Source organism: Niveispirillum irakense DSM 11586 (assembly GCF_000429645.1).
GTDB classification, from domain to species: Bacteria; Pseudomonadota; Alphaproteobacteria; order Azospirillales; family Azospirillaceae; genus Niveispirillum; species Niveispirillum irakense.
In genome coordinates this window covers 243,454-259,628 of the sequence record NZ_KE386933.1, presented here as the reverse complement: position 1 = coordinate 259,628, position 16,175 = coordinate 243,454, and the positions used below count along the sequence as shown (strand labels likewise).

Sequence of the window (16,175 nt, the reverse complement as noted above, 5' to 3'; positions counted from 1 at the left end):
CGAAGCCCATCGTATGCCAAGCTGGGGTGCGACAGGCCGCCGCACGACCTTGGTCCCATTTTCTTCCGCGTTGCACCCTGCGATCCCTGAGATGTTTTTCTTTATGTTTCAGGGGGTAAGCGGTGTCCGCCCTTGCGGGGGCAAAAGGCGGGCATCTCCCCTTGAGGCGAAAATGCGGGCGGTGCTGGCCTTTATCCCCTTCGCGGCGTTTCAATCGCCTTGGGGGAAATGGGGCCGGCATGCAGGCCCCCGCGCCTGGGAGACCAATGAATGCCCAAATTCGCGCAAAATCTCATATGGATCGCCATCGGGGTTTTCGGCGCCGCCTGTCTGGGTGGCATCGCGTTGCATCGTGGGGAAACGATCAACGCCTTCTGGTTCATCGCGGCGGCCTTCGGCATCTATGCCGTGGCCTACCGGCTTTATGCCGGCTGGATCTGCGCCAAGGTCCTGACCCTGGACCCCAGCCGCGCCACGCCGGCGCTGCGCATCAATGATGGCAGGGACTATGTACCCACCCATCGCTGGATCACCTTTGGTCACCATTTCGCCGCCATCGCCGGCGCCGGCCCGCTGGTCGGCCCCACGCTGGCAGCGCAGTTCGGCTATCTGCCGGGCACGCTGTGGCTGCTGACGGGTGCCGTTATCGGCGGCTGCGTGCAGGATATGGTGGTGCTGTGGGCATCCACCCGCCGCGATGGACGGACCCTGGGCCAGATGGCCCGGGACGAGCTGGGGCCCATAGCCGGCGGTGCCGCCCTGGTCGGCACGCTGCTGATCATGGTGCTGATCGTCGCCGTGCTGGGCCTTGTCGTCGTCAATGCCATGAAGCACAGCCCCTGGGGCACCTTCACCGTGGCCATGACGATCCCGATCGCCATCCTGGTCGGCATCTATATGCGCAATATCAGGCCGGGGCGGGTGCTGGAAGGCTCGCTGATCGGGCTTTTCCTGCTGCTGGCCGCTACGGCGGGCGGCGGCTGGGTTGCGCATCACCCCGTCCTGGGGCCGATGTTCAATTTTGAAGGCACGACGCTGGCGCTGCTGGTCATCGGTTATGGCTTCTTCGCCGCCATTATGCCGGTCTGGCTGCTGCTGGCCCCGCGTGACTATATCTCCACCTTCATCAAGATCGGCGCCATCCTGCTGCTGGCCTTCGCGGTCGTCATCCTGCGGCCGGAACTGCACATGCCGGCGCTGACCCAGTTCACCGACGGCACGGGCCCGGTGGTAGCGGGCGGACTGTACCCGTTCCTGTTCATCACCATCGCCTGTGGTGCCGTCTCCGGCTTCCATGCGCTGATCAGCTCTGGCACCACGCCCAAGCTGATCATGTCGGAACGCGACCTGCGTCTGGTTGGCTATGGCTCCATGGCCATGGAAAGCTTCGTCGGCGTCATGGCACTGATCGCCGCCTGCGTGCTGGACCCTGGCGTTTATTTCGCCATCAACAGCTCCGCCGGCATTGTCGGTTCCACGCTGGAGCAGGCCACCGCCACCATCAGCGGCTGGGGCTTCCCCGTCACCGCCGAACATATGACGGAACTGGCCCGCGAGATGGGCGAGACCACGCTGCTGGCCCGTACCGGCGGCGCGCCGTCGCTGGCGGTCGGCATGGCGCAGATCTTCGCCGGCGCCTTCGGGCAGAGCATGCTGGCGCTCTGGTACCATTTCGCCATCATGTTCGAGGCTTTGTTCATCCTGACGGCCGTGGATGCCGGCACCCGTGTCGGTCGCTTCATGCTGCAGGATCTGCTGGGCAATATCTGGAAACCGCTGGGCAATACCTCCTCGCAGATGTCCACCATCATCTGCTCTGCCCTGTTCGTCGCCAGTTGGGGCTATTTCCTCTATATCGGCGTCATTGATCCCTATGGCGGGATCAATATCCTCTGGCCCTTGTTCGGCATTTCCAACCAGATGCTGGCAGCCATCGCACTTGCCATCGTCACCACCATCCTGGTGAAGAAGGACAAGGCGCGCTATGCCTGGGTGCCGGGCCTGCCCATGGTATTCCTGGCTGTCACCACCACCTATGCCTCCTGGCTGAAGCTGTTTGATGCCGATCCCCGCGTCGGCTTCCTGGCCGGTGCCAACGCCCTGGAAGCCAAGCTCCAGGCCGGCACTTTGACCGGGGCCGCCCTGGAATCGGCACCGCACATCATCTTCAACCAGCGGCTGGATGCCGGGCTGACGGTGTTCTTCATCATCGTGCTGTGGGTCACCATCATCGAGATGGCGCGCATCTCCCTGCGTCACCTGCAGGGCAAGCCCGTGCCGCCGCTGTCGGAAACGCCCTATGTCGATGAGGCGACGCTGCCGCATCCGACCGGCGTGGGGGGGCACTGACCATGATGGCGGGGCCTGCCAGCTTCCTGAAGACGGCCTGGACCGTTCTGCGGGAAGTGTCCGGCGACGCGGCGTATGAGAATTATCTCACCCGCCATCGTGAACGCCACCCGGACCAGCCGGCGCTGGACCGGGAAGCGTTCTACCTGTCGGAACTGGACCGGCGGTGGAGCGGCATCAACCGCTGCTGCTGAAGCCGAATCATGACGGAAAAGGCGCCGGGGGAGCGATCCACCGGCGCCTTTTTTATGCGCGTCACCTAACCCGTTATGCCCCATCCAGCCGGGCCAGAATTTCCGCCGCCAGCGCGTCCAGTTCTTCCACCCCGCGTGACCTTGGCTCGGTTTCCATCAGCCCCGCCCCTTCCATCAGGGCGGCGGCAAAGCCGATACGGTTGCCCAGATGGGCTTCGGCCAGGGGTACGCCCAGTTCCGCCGCCTTCTCCGCCACCGCATCCACCAGCCGGCCACGCGCCGGCACCCGGTTCAGCACCAGCAATGCTGCCCGCTTTTCCGCCTTGACCAGATCCAGCGTCGGCCGCGTGGCCCACAGGTCCATGGGGCTGGGCTGCACAGGCACCACCACCAGATCGGCGGCACGCACAGCGATACGGGCATCGGTTTCCGCATGCGGCGGGCTGTCGATCACCACCAGATCATGGTCGCGGGCCAGCTTCTCCACCTCGCGCGGGGTGCGCCAGCCGGAAAGCTGGGCGTGGGTGACGGTCAAAGCCGCATCCGGCCGCATCGCCACCCGCTGGGCATGCCAGTAGCTGAGCGAGCCTTGCGGATCGATATCCACCAGCGCCACAGACCGGCCAGCCGCCGCCCAGGCCAGCCCCAGATGGATGGCCAGGGTGGTCTTGCCGGCGCCGCCTTTCTGCTGTGCAATGGTGACGGTGCGACCTGCCATGGCATTTCCCCCTGATTTCGCAGATTGTTCAACGGTTCTGCTATCGGGGACAGTGTGCCCCCAGCCCGCAGGGGCGGCAAGTGTTGCGCTGCACAAAACCGATAGGATCATCCGAAATGGCGACACAATGGCCCGATCACCTGCCCATCACCCGGTTGCGCGTGGCACGCCCGACCGACAAGATGGACGCGCTGATCGGTTTTTACCGGGATATTCTGGGCCTGCCCGTGCTGGGCGGCTGGAAGGATGAGGGCGGCAACCATCATGGCTATGACGGGGTGCTGATCGGCCTGCCCGGCATTGATACCCATCTGGAATTCACCCAGCATCGCGATGGGAGCCCCTGCCCCGCCCCTTCACGCGACAATCTGCTGGTGCTGTATGTCGATGACCGGGCAGCACTGGAAAAGGTGCGCGAGGCGGTGATTGCGCGCGGCGGCCAGCCTGTGCCACCGGATAATCCCTATTGGCGCGAGCGTGCTGTCTGTTTTGAAGATCCGGACGGTTGGGGCATCGTCTTCTCCCTGAAGCCGGGCGTGGCCTGACCGGGAAAAGCCGGGACCTGTGGGCAGATGGCGCCCCTGCGTGATTTGCCCGTGTTCCCGCCGGCCCCGGCCCCTATCTTGGGCACCTGAACCCTTAAAGGCTTCGCGCGAAGGATAGCGGACGTGCCCCACGATCATTCCCATTGCTGTGACGATCCCAGCCATCATCACGGGCATGGGGGCGAAGCGGCGGCCCCGGTGGCAGAGACGGCCCCACCCCATCCCGACCGCCCCGCCGTGGCCACGGCCAGCCCCGCCACCTTCACGCAGGCAGCACAGGTGCTGGCGGATGGCCATCTGGTCGCCTTCCCCACGGAAACGGTCTATGGGCTGGGCGGCGATGCCGGCAGCGACCAGGCCGTGGCCGCCATCTTCGCCGCCAAGGGCCGCCCCAACTTCAACCCCTTGATCGTGCATGTGCTGGATGAGGCGGCAGCCGAACCGCTGGTCCATCTGGATGAGCGCGCGCGCCGCCTGATTGAGTTTTACTGGCCCGGCCCCTTGACGCTGGTCCTGCCGCGCCGGGCCGATGCGCCCCTGTCGCTGCTGGTCAGTGCCGGCATGGATACGGTGGCGGTGCGCAGCCCCGCCCACCCTGTGGCGCGTGCCCTGCTGGCGGCATCCGGGCGGCCCGTGGCGGCCCCCAGCGCCAACCGGTCCGGCCATGTCAGCCCGACCAGCCCGCTGCATGTGGCAGAAGAATTTCCCGAAGGCGGGGGCGCGCGGCTGAAACTGATCGTCGCCGCCGGGCGCTGCGGCATCGGCGTGGAATCAACCGTGCTGGACCTGACCGGCCCCGTGCCGCTGCTGCTGCGCCCCGGATCGGTCACGAAGGAAGAGTTGGAATCCGTACTGGGTCCTGTGGATGTCGCCGGGGCCAAGGATGGCATCAAGGCGCCGGGCATGATGACCAGCCATTACGCCCCCGGCCTGCCCGTGCGGCTGGGTGCCACCAGCGTCGCGGAAGACGAGGCATTGCTGGCCTTTGGGCCGGATGCCTTCCTGCGGGGCGGGGCCATGCGGATGAACCTGTCACCCAAGGGCGATCTGGCGGAAGCGGCTTCCAACCTGTTCGCCATGTTGCGGGCGCTGGACCGGCCCGGCCTGTCCGGTATCGCCGTGATGCCGGTGCCGGAACAGGGCTTGGGCGCCGCCATCAATGACCGGCTGCGCCGGGCCGCCGCCCCACGGTAAGCCGGGTTCAGGCCAAGGCTTCCGCCGTCGGCTTCACCATGGCCTTGCGCGGGCCGGCATCAAACCAATGCAGCACACGGTTATGGTGGGCGATGATCTGCTCAAAAGTCAGCGCGCCGATATCGCAGGTCATGTGCCCATCTTCCAGCAGCGTCACATCGAAGCCATGGGCCACGGCGCTGCGCACGCTGGTATCAATGCAATAGGGCGTCATGCAGCCGCCGACCACCAGATGGTCAATGCCCTGCTCGCGGAGGTGCTGCGCAAGCCCGGTGCCGAGAAAAGCGTCGCAGGCGCTTTTGTTGAAAACCGGCTCCCCCGCTGCCGGCCCCAGTTCGGCCCTGATCTTCCAGCCCTCGCTGCCTTTTTCCAGCCGGTGCCCCGGTTCGCCATCATGCTGCACATGGATGACCGGCAGGCCCTGGGCGCGGGCCTGATCGGCCAGGGCAGCAAGGCGATGCACCATGGCATCCAGGGCCGCCAGCGTCTCCACCCCGCGCGGGTCCGTGCCCAACAGGATATTATTCTGTACATCAATGATCAGCAGCGCCTTGCCCATCGCTTTTCTACCTTTTAGCCAGAATTTTGGCAGCAAAGGTGCTTCATCGGCAATGGCGCGCGCCAGGGATGATTTGCGGCAGCCGCCATGCCGGGACACCATTTGCACCCGGCACCAGCTGGGGTAGCCTGGACAGCCGTGCCCGCCCTATCCAGCCAGAGAGAAGCGCCATGCTCTCCCCTGATCTGCTTGACCGTTTGCGTTCCCTGATCGGTGCTGCCCATGTGCTGACGGAGGCGGATGCCATCGCCCCCTTCGCCCAGGACCAGCGGCAAATCCAGCAGAGCCACCCGGTCGCCGTGCTGAAGCCTGGGACGGTGGAAGAGGTGGCCGCCATCGTCACCCTGGCACGGGAAAACGCCCTGCCCCTGATCCCCCAGGGCGGCAATACCGGGCTGGTCGGCGGCACGGTGGCGGTGGCCGGAACGGGCGCCATCCTGCTCAATCTCAGCCGCCTGAATCGTATCCGCGACCTGGACGCCGCCGATTACACCGTGACGGTGGAGGCCGGCTGCATCCTGGCCGAAATCCAGCAGGCCGCCAGCGGCGCCGACCGCTATTTCCCCCTGTCACTGGGGGCAGAGGGAAGCTGCATGCTGGGGGGTAATCTCTCCACCAATGCCGGCGGCATCCTGACCCTGCGCTATGGCAATGCCCGCGATCTGGTGCTGGGGCTGGAAGTGGTGCTGCCCGATGGGCGGGTGTGGAACGGGCTGCGCCGCCTGCGCAAGGACAATACCGGCTACGACCTGAAACACCTGTTCTTAGGCGCGGAAGGAACGCTGGGCATCATCACCGCCGCCACCCTGAAGCTCTACCCCAAGCCCAGGCGGGTGGAAACCGCCCTGGTGGGGCTGGACAGCCCGGCCGCCGCCGTGGCCCTGCTGGCCCAGGCGCGGTCGGGCACCGGCGACATGCTGTCGGCCTTCGAATTGATGCCGCGCTTCGCCATTGACGGGGCGCGGGAATTGCTGGGTCGCGACCATGACCCGCTGCCCACCCGCTGCCCCTGGTATGTGCTGCTGGAGGTGGCCAGCGGGCTGGACGGCACCATCGTGCGCGACATGCTGGAAGGCATCCTGGGCGACGCGCTGGAACAGGGTCTGGTCATGGATGCCGTACTGGCGGAAAGCGAGGACCAGCGCCGCCGCCTGTGGCTGATCCGGGAGGGCCTGCCGGAGATTGGCCGGGCCGTGCGCGGATCGGTCCATACCGATGTGTCCGTGCCGATCAGCCGCATCCCGGATTTTCTTTCGACCGTGATGGCCAATCTGGAAGCCTATATGCCCGGCATCCGCCCCTACCCGTTCGGCCATGTCGGCGACGGCAATATCCATTGCAATGTCGCCCGACCGGCTGCGATGGCGACGGAAGATTTCAAGCCCCATGCCGACGCCATCACCGCCATCATCCATGAACAGGTGCTGGCAGAGGGCGGCAGCATCAGCGCCGAACATGGCATCGGCAACCGCAAGGTAGCGGAAATGGCCCTGGCAAAAGACCCGGTGGAACTGGACCTGATGCGGCAGGTGAAGGCCCTGCTGGACCCGACCGGGATCATGAATCCGGGCAAGGTGTTGGAATAGGCGGCTCGCTACGGCCCGGACCTGCGCAGCCAGCTTTCAGCCTGCGCCCGGCCATGGGCTTTGAGCATCAGCAGATAATCGCGGTCCACGCGCAGGCCGCTTAAATTCCCCATGCCTTCACTGGCGGGGTCGATTGCCAGCAGGCTCAGGCGTTCGGGCCGGTCGCGATGGTTCAGCTTCTCCCGCACGAGGTCCATCTCCGCTTCCAGCGGGCGGGAGAAGGTGATCTCGTTCAGCCGCTCCCGGATGGCGGTGGCGGTGCGCGGTACGGTGGCCGTGCGGTTGGGCATGGCCTGCACCACCAGGATATCGCCAATCGCCGGGCCGTCCAGCAGCGCGGCAACGGGTGGGTTTAAGGTGTACCCCCCATCCCAGTAGGCTTCACCATCAATGTCCACCGCCTGATGCAGCGTCGGCAGGGTGGTCGATGCCAGCAGCACATCCAGCCCGATCTGACCGTTGGAAAAAACGCATGCACCACCATCGCTCACCCGCGTGGCCGAGATGAACAGGCGCGGTGCTGCCTTCTGGCGCAAAGCGTCAAAATCCAGCTCCGCCGACAGGATGTCGCGCAACGGGTTGATCCCAAGCGGGTTCAGCGCATAGGGGGAGAAAAAGCGCGTTGCGAACTGGAACGCGGCATTGTTAGCGGCCCGGACCATACCATTATTGGCCCAGGTCGGGCAGAAGCCCAGAGACTCGGCCCCGCACTCCCCGACACGGTGCCAAATCCGCTCCAGCGCATCGCGGGCCCCCGCCGCCCCACCGGCGGCCCAGCCACACGCGAAAGCAGTGGCATTGACGGCCCCGGCACTGGCCCCGGACAGGCGCAGCGGCGCGAAGTCAGGCTCGTCCAGCAAACGGTCCAGCACACCCCAGGTAAAAGCCCCCAGGGAGCCACCGCCCTGAAGGGCCAGGGCCATGCCGGTAGGGCGATTGGGCTTAGGCGGAGGGACATCAGGGCCGGCGGGCACAGGTACGACGGGTGCCGCTGCCTTGGCCCGCCCCGTCAATCCCCCCATCAGCTTCTTCAGCATCACGCTTCGCCCTTTATTGCTGCATTGCACAATAATGGGGATGGAGGGCTTGGCGGACAAGTCTGCCAAAGGTGGGCCTGCCAAAGGCAGGCCGCTCCCGAGACTGATCAGGCGGCCATGGCCGCGTCATTCGCCTTCTTGCGCATGCGGCTATAGGCGAATTTCGACGCCATATCGTGCAGCCAGCCCTGCGGCTTCAACCCGCTGGCCTTGAACACCATGGCGACCATCCGGTCCAGATGTTCGGGCTGGTAATAGGAATAGGCCAGCTTGGTATATTCGTTGTTATTCTCTTCCCGCTGATAGGGGCGGGTCCAGTAATTGGCGGCATAGAAGGCGTAGGACAATTCATCGTCCTCCGTCTCATTGATGCGCGACAGGCTGATCCAGAGACGCTGGAAGCGGTTCAGCTTCTCCTGCTCCAGATAGCGCTTCAAGTGATCATAGAACAGCTTGTAATGGCGGAGCTCATCAGCGGCGATATGGCGGCAGAGCTGCTTGAATACCGGCTCCTCCGTATCATCGGCCAGCGCCGTGTAATAGCTGGAGGTGCCCGTCTCCACGATGCAGCGGCTCACCAGTTCGCCGGCGCGGCTGCCGCGCTTGGAGGTTTCCACCCCCGTCTCGATCTTGTAGCCATCACGGAAGCGCTGCACAGCGGCCTGGAAGTCCCAGGTCGGATCGACACGGGCGGCCCAGGTGCCCAGGGCCTCCCCATGCTGCACTTCCTCCACCGCCCAGTCGCGGGCGATACGGCAGAATTCCGGATCGTCGCGGAAGACGTTGCACAGATAGTCGGCATAGATGTGGCCGTTATATTCGACCAGCGCCGCAGCCTTGGCCAGCTTCACCTTGTCGGGATCAACCTTCGACAGGTCCAGCTTGTCCCAGGGGAGGCCTTCGATGGTCCAGTGCGTATACGCCATATCGGCAGACTTTCCTGAAGCAATAGCGATCCGGCCCATATGCCGCCGGTTGATGCACAGATTGGCAAGCTGGGCCAAAAAAGCAACGGGGGCGCCAAGCGCCCCCGTGATAATCGCTCTCAAAAACGACAAGACGTGACAGAATTGTTACGCCTCACCGCTATTGATCAATGCAGGGTTTCGCCCTGGGCATTCAGCTTGGCCAGAACGATGCCCAGCTTCTGCTCAATCAGATGGCGTTCCGTTTCGGTCTTGGCGTCGGCCAGATCCTCGTTCAGATCGGCCAGATCCTTTTCCAGGCCGGCGCGGTCCAGCGACTTCAGCGCCGCCAGATCGGATGCCTCTTCAGCCAGGACCGTCACGCGGCCACCGGTGATCTCGCAGAAACCCCCGGCGACGAAGATGCGCTGGGTGATGGTCGTCATGTCATTGGCATAGATGTCGATGACACCCGGCTTGACGGTGACGATCATCGGCGCATGGCCCGGCAGCACACCCAGGAAACCCTCGGCCCCCGGCACCACCACCATGGTCACCGGCTGCGAAACCAGCAGCTTCTCCGGCGATACCAGCTCGAATTCAACCTTGTCGGCCATGGCTCACACCTTGAAAATACCGAAAAGGAGGGGCTGCCCCCTCCTGTGGATCACCCTTCCACCGGCAAGCGGCGGAAGGGCTTTCCGAATGACGGACCTTAGGCGGCCTCAGCGGCCATCTTGCGGGCCTTCTCGACAGCCTGCTCGATGGTGCCGACCATGTAGAAGGCGGCTTCCGGCAGGTGGTCATAGTCGCCGTTGACGATGCCCTTGAAGCCCTTGACCGTGTCTTCGATGGACACCAGCACGCCCGGCGTACCGGTGAACACTTCGGCCACGTGGAACGGCTGGGACAGGAAGCGCTGGATCTTACGGGCACGGGCCACGACCAGCTTATCCTCTTCCGACAGTTCGTCCATGCCCAGGATGGCGATGATGTCCTGGAGCGCCTTGTACTGCTGGAGAACCTGCTGCACGCGGCGGGCGATGGTGTAATGCTCTTCACCCACAACGCGCGGGTCCAGCGCACGGCTGGTGCTGTCCAGCGGATCCACGGCCGGGAAAATGGCCATTTCAGCGATGGAACGGCTCAACACCGTGGTGGCGTCCAGGTGGGCGAACGAGGTGGCGGGCGCCGGGTCGGTCAAGTCGTCGGCGGGCACGTACACGGCCTGCACCGAGGTGATCGAACCCTTCTTGGTGGAGGTGATACGCTCCTGCAGGGCGCCCATGTCGGTTGCCAGCGTCGGCTGGTAACCCACGGCGGACGGGATACGGCCCAGAAGTGCGGACACTTCGGCGCCGGCCTGGGTGAAGCGGAAGATGTTGTCCACGAAGAACAGCACGTCCTGGCCTTCCTGGTCGCGGAAATATTCCGCAACGGACAGGCCGGTCAGGGCGACGCGGGCGCGGGCGCCCGGCGGCTCGTTCATCTGACCATAGACCAGCGCCACCTTGGAACCGGCGGTGTCGTTCTCGTTCAGCTTGATAACGCCCGAGTCCACCATTTCGTGGTACAGGTCGTTACCTTCACGGGTACGCTCACCCACGCCGGCGAACACGGACACACCGCCGTGCGCCTTGGCGATGTTGTTGATCAGTTCCTGAATGGTCACGGTCTTGCCGACGCCGGCGCCGCCAAACAGGCCGATCTTGCCGCCCTTCAGGTACGGGGCCAGCAGGTCGATGACCTTGATGCCCGTCACCAGGATCTCGGCCTCGGTCGCCTGTTCGGAGAAGGCCGGGGCTTCACGGTGGATGGCCGCGACATTGGTCTGGTCGACCGGACCGCGCTCGTCGATCGGCTCACCGATCACGTTCAGGATGCGGCCCAGGGTGGCCGGGCCGACCGGCACGGTGATCGGGGCGCCGGTATCCTTGACCTCCTGACCACGGATCAGACCATCGGTCGTGTCCATGGCGATGGCGCGGATGGTGTTCTGGCCCAGGTGCTGCGCCACTTCGAGCACGAGGGTCTTGCCCTCGTTCACCGTGTGCAGGGCGTTCAGGATGGGCGGCAGTTCGGCGTCGAACTGAACGTCCACGACGGCGCCCAGCACCTGGGTGATGCGGCCGACCGCGTTGCTCGTATTAGCCATGGGGCAAGCTCCCTCGGAACCCGATATCTAGACTTCGTCTTGGAACAGACCTTAAACCGCTTCCGCGCCGGAAATGATCTCGATCAACTCCTTGGTGATCGAGGCCTGGCGGGTACGGTTGTAGATCAGCGTGTACTTCTTGATCATTTCGCCGGCATTGCGCGTGGCACTGTCCATCGCGGTCATCTGCGCGCCGAAGAAGGAGGCTGCGCTCTCCAACAGGGCGGAATAGACCTGGATGGCAAGATTACGCGGCAGCAGGTCGGTCAGGATCGCTTCTTCGGTCGGTTCAAACTCGTAAACCGACCGGCCGGCGACCTCACCCGCATCGTTCGACACTTCCGGTGCCGCGAACGGGATGACCTGCTGGAGCGTAACCTCCTGCGTCATGGCCGACTTGAACTTGTTGTAAACGATCGTGGCAACGTCGAACGCGCCCGTATCAAACAGTTCAAGCAGCTTGTTCGTCACCATATCGGCATCGGCGAAGGAGAGGCGCTTCTTGCCCACATCCTCGAACGACGCGACGATCAGGGAGGGAAACTCGCGACGCAGCAGGTCGCGGCCCTTGCGGCCCACGCACAGGAGCTTCACGGTCTTGCCCTGCGCCTGCAAGGACTGGATCGTCCGCTTGGTGGCGCGGACGATGGAGCTGTTGAAACCACCGGCCAGACCGCGGTCGGCCGTCATGACCACCAGCAGATGCACCTTGTCCTCGCCCGTGCCCACCATGAGACGGGGAGCCTCCAGGCTACCCGCCACATTGGCAGCAAGCGAAGCCAGCATGCGGCCCATACGCTCCGCATAGGGCCGGCCAGCCTCCGCCTGCTCCTGGGCGCGGCGCAGCTTGCTGGCCGCGACCATCTTCAGGGCGGAGGTGATCTTTTGCGTCGACTTGACGCTGGTGATCCGGTTTCGGATGTCCTTCAAGCTCGGCATAACGGCCCTACGCTTTCAAAGACCCGTTCGATCGGGACTGTTGGATCAGGCGAAAGCCTTGGAGAAATTCTCGAGGAAAGCCTTCAGCTTGTCCTCGGTCCCCTTGGAAATCGCCTTCTCGGTACGGATCGCGGTCAGGATGTCGGCACCCTTGGCGCGGATCTCGCTCAGGAAGCGGGCCTCAAAGCGGCTCACATCCTCAGTCTTCACCTTGTCCAGGTAGCCCTTCACACCGGCGAAGATCGACACAACCTGCTCTTCCACCGGCAGCGGGCTGAACTGGGGCTGCTTCAGCAGCTCCGTCAGGCGCGCACCGCGGTTCAGCAGACGCTGGGTCGAGGCATCCAGATCGGAAGCGAACTGCGCGAAGGCAGCCATTTCACGATACTGGGCCAGTTCCAGCTTGATGGTGCCGGCAACCTGCTTCATCGCCTTGATCTGCGCGGCGGAACCGACGCGGGACACAGACAGACCCACGTTGATGGCCGGGCGGATACCGCGATAGAACAGACCGGTTTCCAGGAAGATCTGACCGTCGGTGATCGAAATCACGTTGGTCGGAATGTAGGCGGACACGTCGCCGGCCTGGGTTTCGATGACCGGCAGAGCGGTCAGCGAGCCAGCGCCCTGCTCGTCATTCATCTTGGCGGCGCGTTCCAGCAGACGGCTGTGCAGATAGAACACGTCGCCGGGATAGGCTTCACGACCCGGCGGACGACGCAGCAGCAGCGACATCTGACGGTAGGCGACGGCCTGCTTGGACAGGTCATCGTACACGATCAGGGCGTGCATGGCGTTGTCGCGGAAGAATTCGCCCATGGCCGCACCCGTATAGGGGGCCAGGAACTGCAGCGGCGCCGGCTCCGAAGCGGTGGCGGCGACAACGATGGAGTATTCCATCGCGCCGTTTTCTTCCAGGGTCTTCACGATCTGCGCGACGGTGGAGCGCTTCTGGCCGACCGCAACATAGATGCAGTACAGCTTCTTCGACTCGTCGTCGCCCTTGTTGATCGGCTTCTGGTTGATGAAGGTGTCCAGCGCGATGGCGGTCTTGCCGGTCTGGCGGTCACCGATGATCAGCTCGCGCTGGCCACGGCCCACCGGAACCAGGGCGTCAATCGCCTTCAGGCCGGTCTGCATCGGCTCATGCACCGACTTACGCGGGATGATGCCGGGAGCCTTCACTTCCACGCGCTGACGGACAACGTCGGTCAGCGGGCCCTTGCCGTCGATCGGGTTGCCCAGACCGTCAACCACGCGGCCCAGCAGGCCACGGCCAACGGGGACTTCCACGATGGCGCCGGTGCGCTTGACGGTGTCGCCTTCCTTGATCTCACGGTCGGAACCGAAAATCACGACGCCGACATTGTCGGACTCGAGGTTCAGGGCCATGCCCTTGACCCCGCCCGGGAATTCGACCATCTCGCCGGCCTGCACATTGTCCAGACCATGGACACGCGCGACGCCGTCGCCAATCGACAGCACCTGGCCAACCTCGGCGACATCGGCTTCGGTGCCGAAGTTCGCGATCTGCTGCTTCAGGATCGCGGAAATCTCAGCGGCGCGGATTTCCATTATCCAACCCCTTTCATGGCGAGTTTCAGCTTGTTCAGTTTGGTGCGCACGGAGCTATCGACCATGCGGGAGCCGACCTTGACGATCATGCCGCCAATCAGCGAGGGATCGACCCGGACGTCGAGCTTGACCTTGCCGCCGGCGCTCTTGTCGATCGCAGCGGCCAGCGCGGCCCATTGCTCATCGGTCAAGGGCTGCGCGACCGTGACGCGGGCGGTGGACTCACCACGACGGCGGGCGATCTCGGCCAAGAAGCCTTCGATCATGCCCGGCAACGTCGCCAGTCGGCGGTTGCGCGCGACGAGCCCGATAAATTTGCGCACAAGCTCACCCACGCCAGCAGCAACCAGGACCGCTTCAAATGCGCGTTCCTGATCGCCAGAGGCGAGCAGCGGGTTGCTGATCAAGCGGCGGAGATCCGCGCTTTCAACAAGCAGAGCCTTGACGAGCGAGAGATCCTGGGCCGTTTGGTCCAGGGCCTGCTGCCCATCTGCGAGATCGAACAAGGCGCTCGCATAGCGAGAGGCGAGTTCGGAGACGCCAGTCCCTTCGGTTGCCACCTGGTAACCCCGGTTGTGTCCGTGGACCCTGAATAATTTCAGGATATTAGCAATAAGCCGCCTTACCGGAAGAGGGCCCTCCGGTGTCGAGCGAGCGTGCATGTAACACAGGCCCCGCCCCTACGCAACAGGACCGGCATGGATTGGGGGTATGCGGTTTTGCACCGCCCCCACCTGAAAAAGCGCGGTGCCGGGCCATAATCAGCCTGTAGCAGCGCGATATGTTGTGCAGATGCGAAAATTGACATCTGCCTTGTCCGTGACGCACACCCTATACCTAGGTCCACTATCCGAACGTGTCGGGAGCGGTTAAGTCGCCCTTAACTGTCCTGGCGCGAACGTGTGCTCATCGAACACACCTTTTCTCGTGGTGCAATCATGGGCCTCGTCATTCCCTTCTCCATCGCGCGCTTCACCCCCGGCGACCTTGCGGTCTGGAACCGCCTGGCGGACGACAAGGTGCGTCGGGGCCTGTGGGAGCCGACAATGCGGGAAACCGGCCGCGACCATGACCGCATCCTGGTCCGCTTCCCCGGTTTGGATCGCCCGGCCTTCCGGTTCGAGCGTGACCGCCAGGGCCAATATCATCTGTGCTTCAACGACCGGCGCGGCTGGCATGAGATCGGCGTGGGCAACACGGCGGATGAATGCCTGTCCGTCTGGGACAATTTCCGCGACCGCAACCCCACGCCCAAGCGGCTGGACCAGGAAGCCGGCTGAGCCGCGCGCATACTATATAAGGATAGGGATCAGGACGGCGCCAGGACGGGCAAAATACCGCCCACCAGCGCGACGGTCAGGGGCAGATGGGCAATGATGTCACCATCCCCCTGCACCGGTTCCGCCGCCGGCCCCTCCACCGAAACCGCTAGTGCCGGCAGGATCGTTACATCCCGCCGGCGCGGGATTGTGCCAAGGACCATCGCGGCGGCATAGGATAGGGCTGCCATCCGGCCCGGCCGCTGGAACAGCACCACCTGGAAGGCGGCATCGCTCAGCCGTGCCTGCGGGGCCAGCACGAAGGTGCCGCCATAATAGTGACCATTGCAGATGATGCAGCTTGCCGCCTTATGATGGCTGACCGTGCCATCCGGTGATGTGACCGCCACGCGGTAATCCAGCCCCGGCCCCTGCATGATCTCCCGCAGGGAGCCCAGCGCATAGGCGCCCTTGCCCAACCGGCGTTTCACCGCCGGGTCAATGCCGGCCACAACACGGGCATCCATGCCCACCCCGGCCATCATGGTGAACAGGCGGCCATTGGCCTGCCCGGCCCGTACGGCGACAGCCGCGCCGGTGGCGAGCAAACGGCCTAGAGCCCCGGCGCGGAATGACAACCCCAGTTCATGCGCCAGCACATTGGCCGTGCCCAGCGGGATGATGCCCAACGCACAGGCCCTGGCCCCCTTGCGGCTGGCGGCAGCCAGACCGTTCACCACCTCGTTGATGGTGCCATCCCCGCCGGCCGCGACCACGACATCCGCCCGGCCGGCACAGGCACATTCCATGGCCATGCGCTCCGCATCGCCGGCGGCCCCGGTTTCCCAGATTTCGAGTCCGGCCCCTTCCGCCCGCGCCGCCGCCGCGACGACGTCGAGAAAGCCGGGACGGCGGCTTCCCGCCACGGGATTGAAGATCACCACCAGCCGCCTGCCCGTCACCGGCAAGTCCGATCCCGGAGTTTCGTGAATATCGGATGACAAACCCATGTATCCATCATGACTGTCTGAAGACGTTTTCAGGAACATAGGGTTTTTCACCGTAAGTCGGGTGGCAGAAATTCCTGTTAAGCGATATAGGCCCATTGCAGGCGTGATGGCTAGTCTTGTCGCATGACAATAATATAGCGACGACTTTCC

At 64.3% G+C, this 16,175-nt stretch carries 16 protein-coding genes; 6 read left to right on the top strand and 10 right to left on the bottom strand.

All coding sequences use genetic code 11. From position 1 onward, the window contains the following. The first annotated feature begins 270 nt into the window (after positions 1–270). Positions 271–2,349 carry a carbon starvation CstA family protein gene (locus tag G473_RS0115180; RefSeq protein WP_029013801.1) on the top strand — a complete coding sequence of 693 codons (2,079 nt, stop codon included), beginning with the start codon at positions 271–273 and terminating at the stop codon, positions 2,347–2,349. A gap of 2 nt (positions 2,350–2,351) precedes the next feature. Continuing rightward, positions 2,352–2,543, top strand: a complete 192-nt coding sequence (locus G473_RS27155) for a YbdD/YjiX family protein (protein WP_051330323.1) — start codon at positions 2,352–2,354, stop codon at positions 2,541–2,543. A gap of 73 nt (positions 2,544–2,616) precedes the next feature. On the opposite strand, the gene parA is transcribed toward G473_RS27155, so the two are convergent. Continuing rightward, positions 2,617–3,261, bottom strand: coding sequence for a ParA family partition ATPase (gene parA, locus G473_RS0115170; RefSeq protein WP_029013800.1), 645 nt, complete (start codon positions 3,259–3,261; stop codon positions 2,617–2,619). Positions 3,262–3,377: 116 nt separating this feature from the next. On the opposite strand from parA, the gene G473_RS0115165 reads away from it, so the two are divergent. Beyond that, positions 3,378–3,806, top strand: coding sequence for a VOC family protein (locus G473_RS0115165; RefSeq protein ID WP_029013799.1), 429 nt, complete (start codon positions 3,378–3,380; stop codon positions 3,804–3,806). A 237-nt stretch (positions 3,807–4,043) separates the two neighbouring features. Then, positions 4,044–5,000, top strand: a complete 957-nt coding sequence (locus G473_RS0115160; protein WP_029013798.1) for an L-threonylcarbamoyladenylate synthase — start codon at positions 4,044–4,046, stop codon at positions 4,998–5,000. A 7-nt stretch (positions 5,001–5,007) separates the two neighbouring features. Here G473_RS0115160 and G473_RS0115155 read toward each other — a convergent pair whose 3' ends face one another. Then, complete coding sequence (locus tag G473_RS0115155) at positions 5,008–5,559, bottom strand: cysteine hydrolase family protein (protein ID WP_029013797.1); 552 nt, start codon at positions 5,557–5,559, stop codon at positions 5,008–5,010. Between the two features lie 170 nt (positions 5,560–5,729). Between G473_RS0115155 and G473_RS0115150 the strand changes: the two genes are divergently transcribed. After that, positions 5,730–7,145 (top strand): FAD-binding oxidoreductase, encoded by a 1,416-nt coding sequence (locus G473_RS0115150; protein ID WP_029013796.1) that lies wholly within the window; start codon positions 5,730–5,732, stop codon positions 7,143–7,145. 8 nt (positions 7,146–7,153) lie between these two features. Here G473_RS0115150 and G473_RS27150 read toward each other — a convergent pair whose 3' ends face one another. The 7 genes from G473_RS27150 to G473_RS0115115 form a co-directional block, all read right to left on the bottom strand. Beyond that, complete coding sequence (locus tag G473_RS27150; RefSeq protein WP_084438194.1) at positions 7,154–8,182, bottom strand: patatin-like phospholipase family protein; 1,029 nt, start codon at positions 8,180–8,182, stop codon at positions 7,154–7,156. A 107-nt stretch (positions 8,183–8,289) separates the two neighbouring features. Further along, entirely contained in the window at positions 8,290–9,108 is an 819-nt protein-coding gene (locus G473_RS0115140; protein WP_029013795.1) for an acyl-ACP desaturase, read from the bottom strand. Between the two features lie 167 nt (positions 9,109–9,275). Further along, on the bottom strand, positions 9,276–9,704 hold the full coding sequence (atpC, locus tag G473_RS0115135; RefSeq protein ID WP_029013794.1) for an ATP synthase F1 subunit epsilon: 429 nt from the start codon (positions 9,702–9,704) through the stop codon (positions 9,276–9,278). Between the two features lie 98 nt (positions 9,705–9,802). Continuing rightward, a complete protein-coding gene (atpD, locus tag G473_RS0115130) occupies positions 9,803–11,242 on the bottom strand; it encodes a F0F1 ATP synthase subunit beta (protein WP_029013793.1) in 1,440 nt (479 codons plus the stop codon). A gap of 51 nt (positions 11,243–11,293) precedes the next feature. Next, positions 11,294–12,181, bottom strand: a complete 888-nt coding sequence (locus G473_RS0115125; protein ID WP_029013792.1) for a F0F1 ATP synthase subunit gamma — start codon at positions 12,179–12,181, stop codon at positions 11,294–11,296. A 45-nt stretch (positions 12,182–12,226) separates the two neighbouring features. Beyond that, the gene (atpA, locus tag G473_RS0115120) at positions 12,227–13,756 is read right to left on the bottom strand and encodes a F0F1 ATP synthase subunit alpha (RefSeq protein WP_029013791.1); all 1,530 of its coding nucleotides are present in this window, start codon (positions 13,754–13,756) and stop codon (positions 12,227–12,229) included. After that, entirely contained in the window at positions 13,756–14,316 is a 561-nt protein-coding gene (locus G473_RS0115115) for a F0F1 ATP synthase subunit delta (RefSeq protein ID WP_029013790.1), read from the bottom strand. The genes atpA and G473_RS0115115 overlap by 1 nt, the downstream gene beginning before the upstream one ends. A 378-nt stretch (positions 14,317–14,694) precedes the next feature. Between G473_RS0115115 and G473_RS0115110 the strand changes: the two genes are divergently transcribed. Next, positions 14,695–15,036, top strand: coding sequence for a hypothetical protein (locus G473_RS0115110; protein WP_035707453.1), 342 nt, complete (start codon positions 14,695–14,697; stop codon positions 15,034–15,036). Positions 15,037–15,065: 29 nt separating this feature from the next. Here the strand turns inward: G473_RS0115110 and G473_RS0115105 are convergent, their stop codons facing one another. Then, positions 15,066–16,025, bottom strand: coding sequence for a diacylglycerol/lipid kinase family protein (locus tag G473_RS0115105; protein WP_051330448.1), 960 nt, complete (start codon positions 16,023–16,025; stop codon positions 15,066–15,068). Between the last annotated feature and the right edge of the window lie 150 nt (positions 16,026–16,175).

What these genes read in the sequence shown, in the direction of transcription:
- G473_RS0115180 (WP_029013801.1), top strand. Translation starts at nt 271, where the DNA reads ATGCCCAAATTCGCGCAAAATCTCATATGGATCGCCATCGGGGTTTTC.
- G473_RS27155 (WP_051330323.1), top strand. Translation starts at nt 2,352, where the DNA reads ATGATGGCGGGGCCTGCCAGCTTCCTGAAGACGGCCTGGACCGTTCTG.
- parA (WP_029013800.1), bottom strand. Translation starts at nt 3,261, where the DNA reads ATGGCAGGTCGCACCGTCACCATTGCACAGCAGAAAGGCGGCGCCGGC.
- G473_RS0115165 (WP_029013799.1), top strand. Translation starts at nt 3,378, where the DNA reads ATGGCGACACAATGGCCCGATCACCTGCCCATCACCCGGTTGCGCGTG.
- G473_RS0115155 (WP_029013797.1), bottom strand. Translation starts at nt 5,559, where the DNA reads ATGGGCAAGGCGCTGCTGATCATTGATGTACAGAATAATATCCTGTTG.
- G473_RS0115150 (WP_029013796.1), top strand. Translation starts at nt 5,730, where the DNA reads ATGCTCTCCCCTGATCTGCTTGACCGTTTGCGTTCCCTGATCGGTGCT.
- G473_RS27150 (WP_084438194.1), bottom strand. Translation starts at nt 8,182, where the DNA reads ATGCTGAAGAAGCTGATGGGGGGATTGACGGGGCGGGCCAAGGCAGCG.
- G473_RS0115140 (WP_029013795.1), bottom strand. Translation starts at nt 9,108, where the DNA reads ATGGCGTATACGCACTGGACCATCGAAGGCCTCCCCTGGGACAAGCTG.
- atpC (WP_029013794.1), bottom strand. Translation starts at nt 9,704, where the DNA reads ATGGCCGACAAGGTTGAATTCGAGCTGGTATCGCCGGAGAAGCTGCTG.
- atpD (WP_029013793.1), bottom strand. Translation starts at nt 11,242, where the DNA reads ATGGCTAATACGAGCAACGCGGTCGGCCGCATCACCCAGGTGCTGGGC.
- G473_RS0115125 (WP_029013792.1), bottom strand. Translation starts at nt 12,181, where the DNA reads ATGCCGAGCTTGAAGGACATCCGAAACCGGATCACCAGCGTCAAGTCG.
- atpA (WP_029013791.1), bottom strand. Translation starts at nt 13,756, where the DNA reads ATGGAAATCCGCGCCGCTGAGATTTCCGCGATCCTGAAGCAGCAGATC.
- G473_RS0115110 (WP_035707453.1), top strand. Translation starts at nt 14,695, where the DNA reads ATGGGCCTCGTCATTCCCTTCTCCATCGCGCGCTTCACCCCCGGCGAC.
- G473_RS0115105 (WP_051330448.1), bottom strand. Translation starts at nt 16,025, where the DNA reads ATGGGTTTGTCATCCGATATTCACGAAACTCCGGGATCGGACTTGCCG.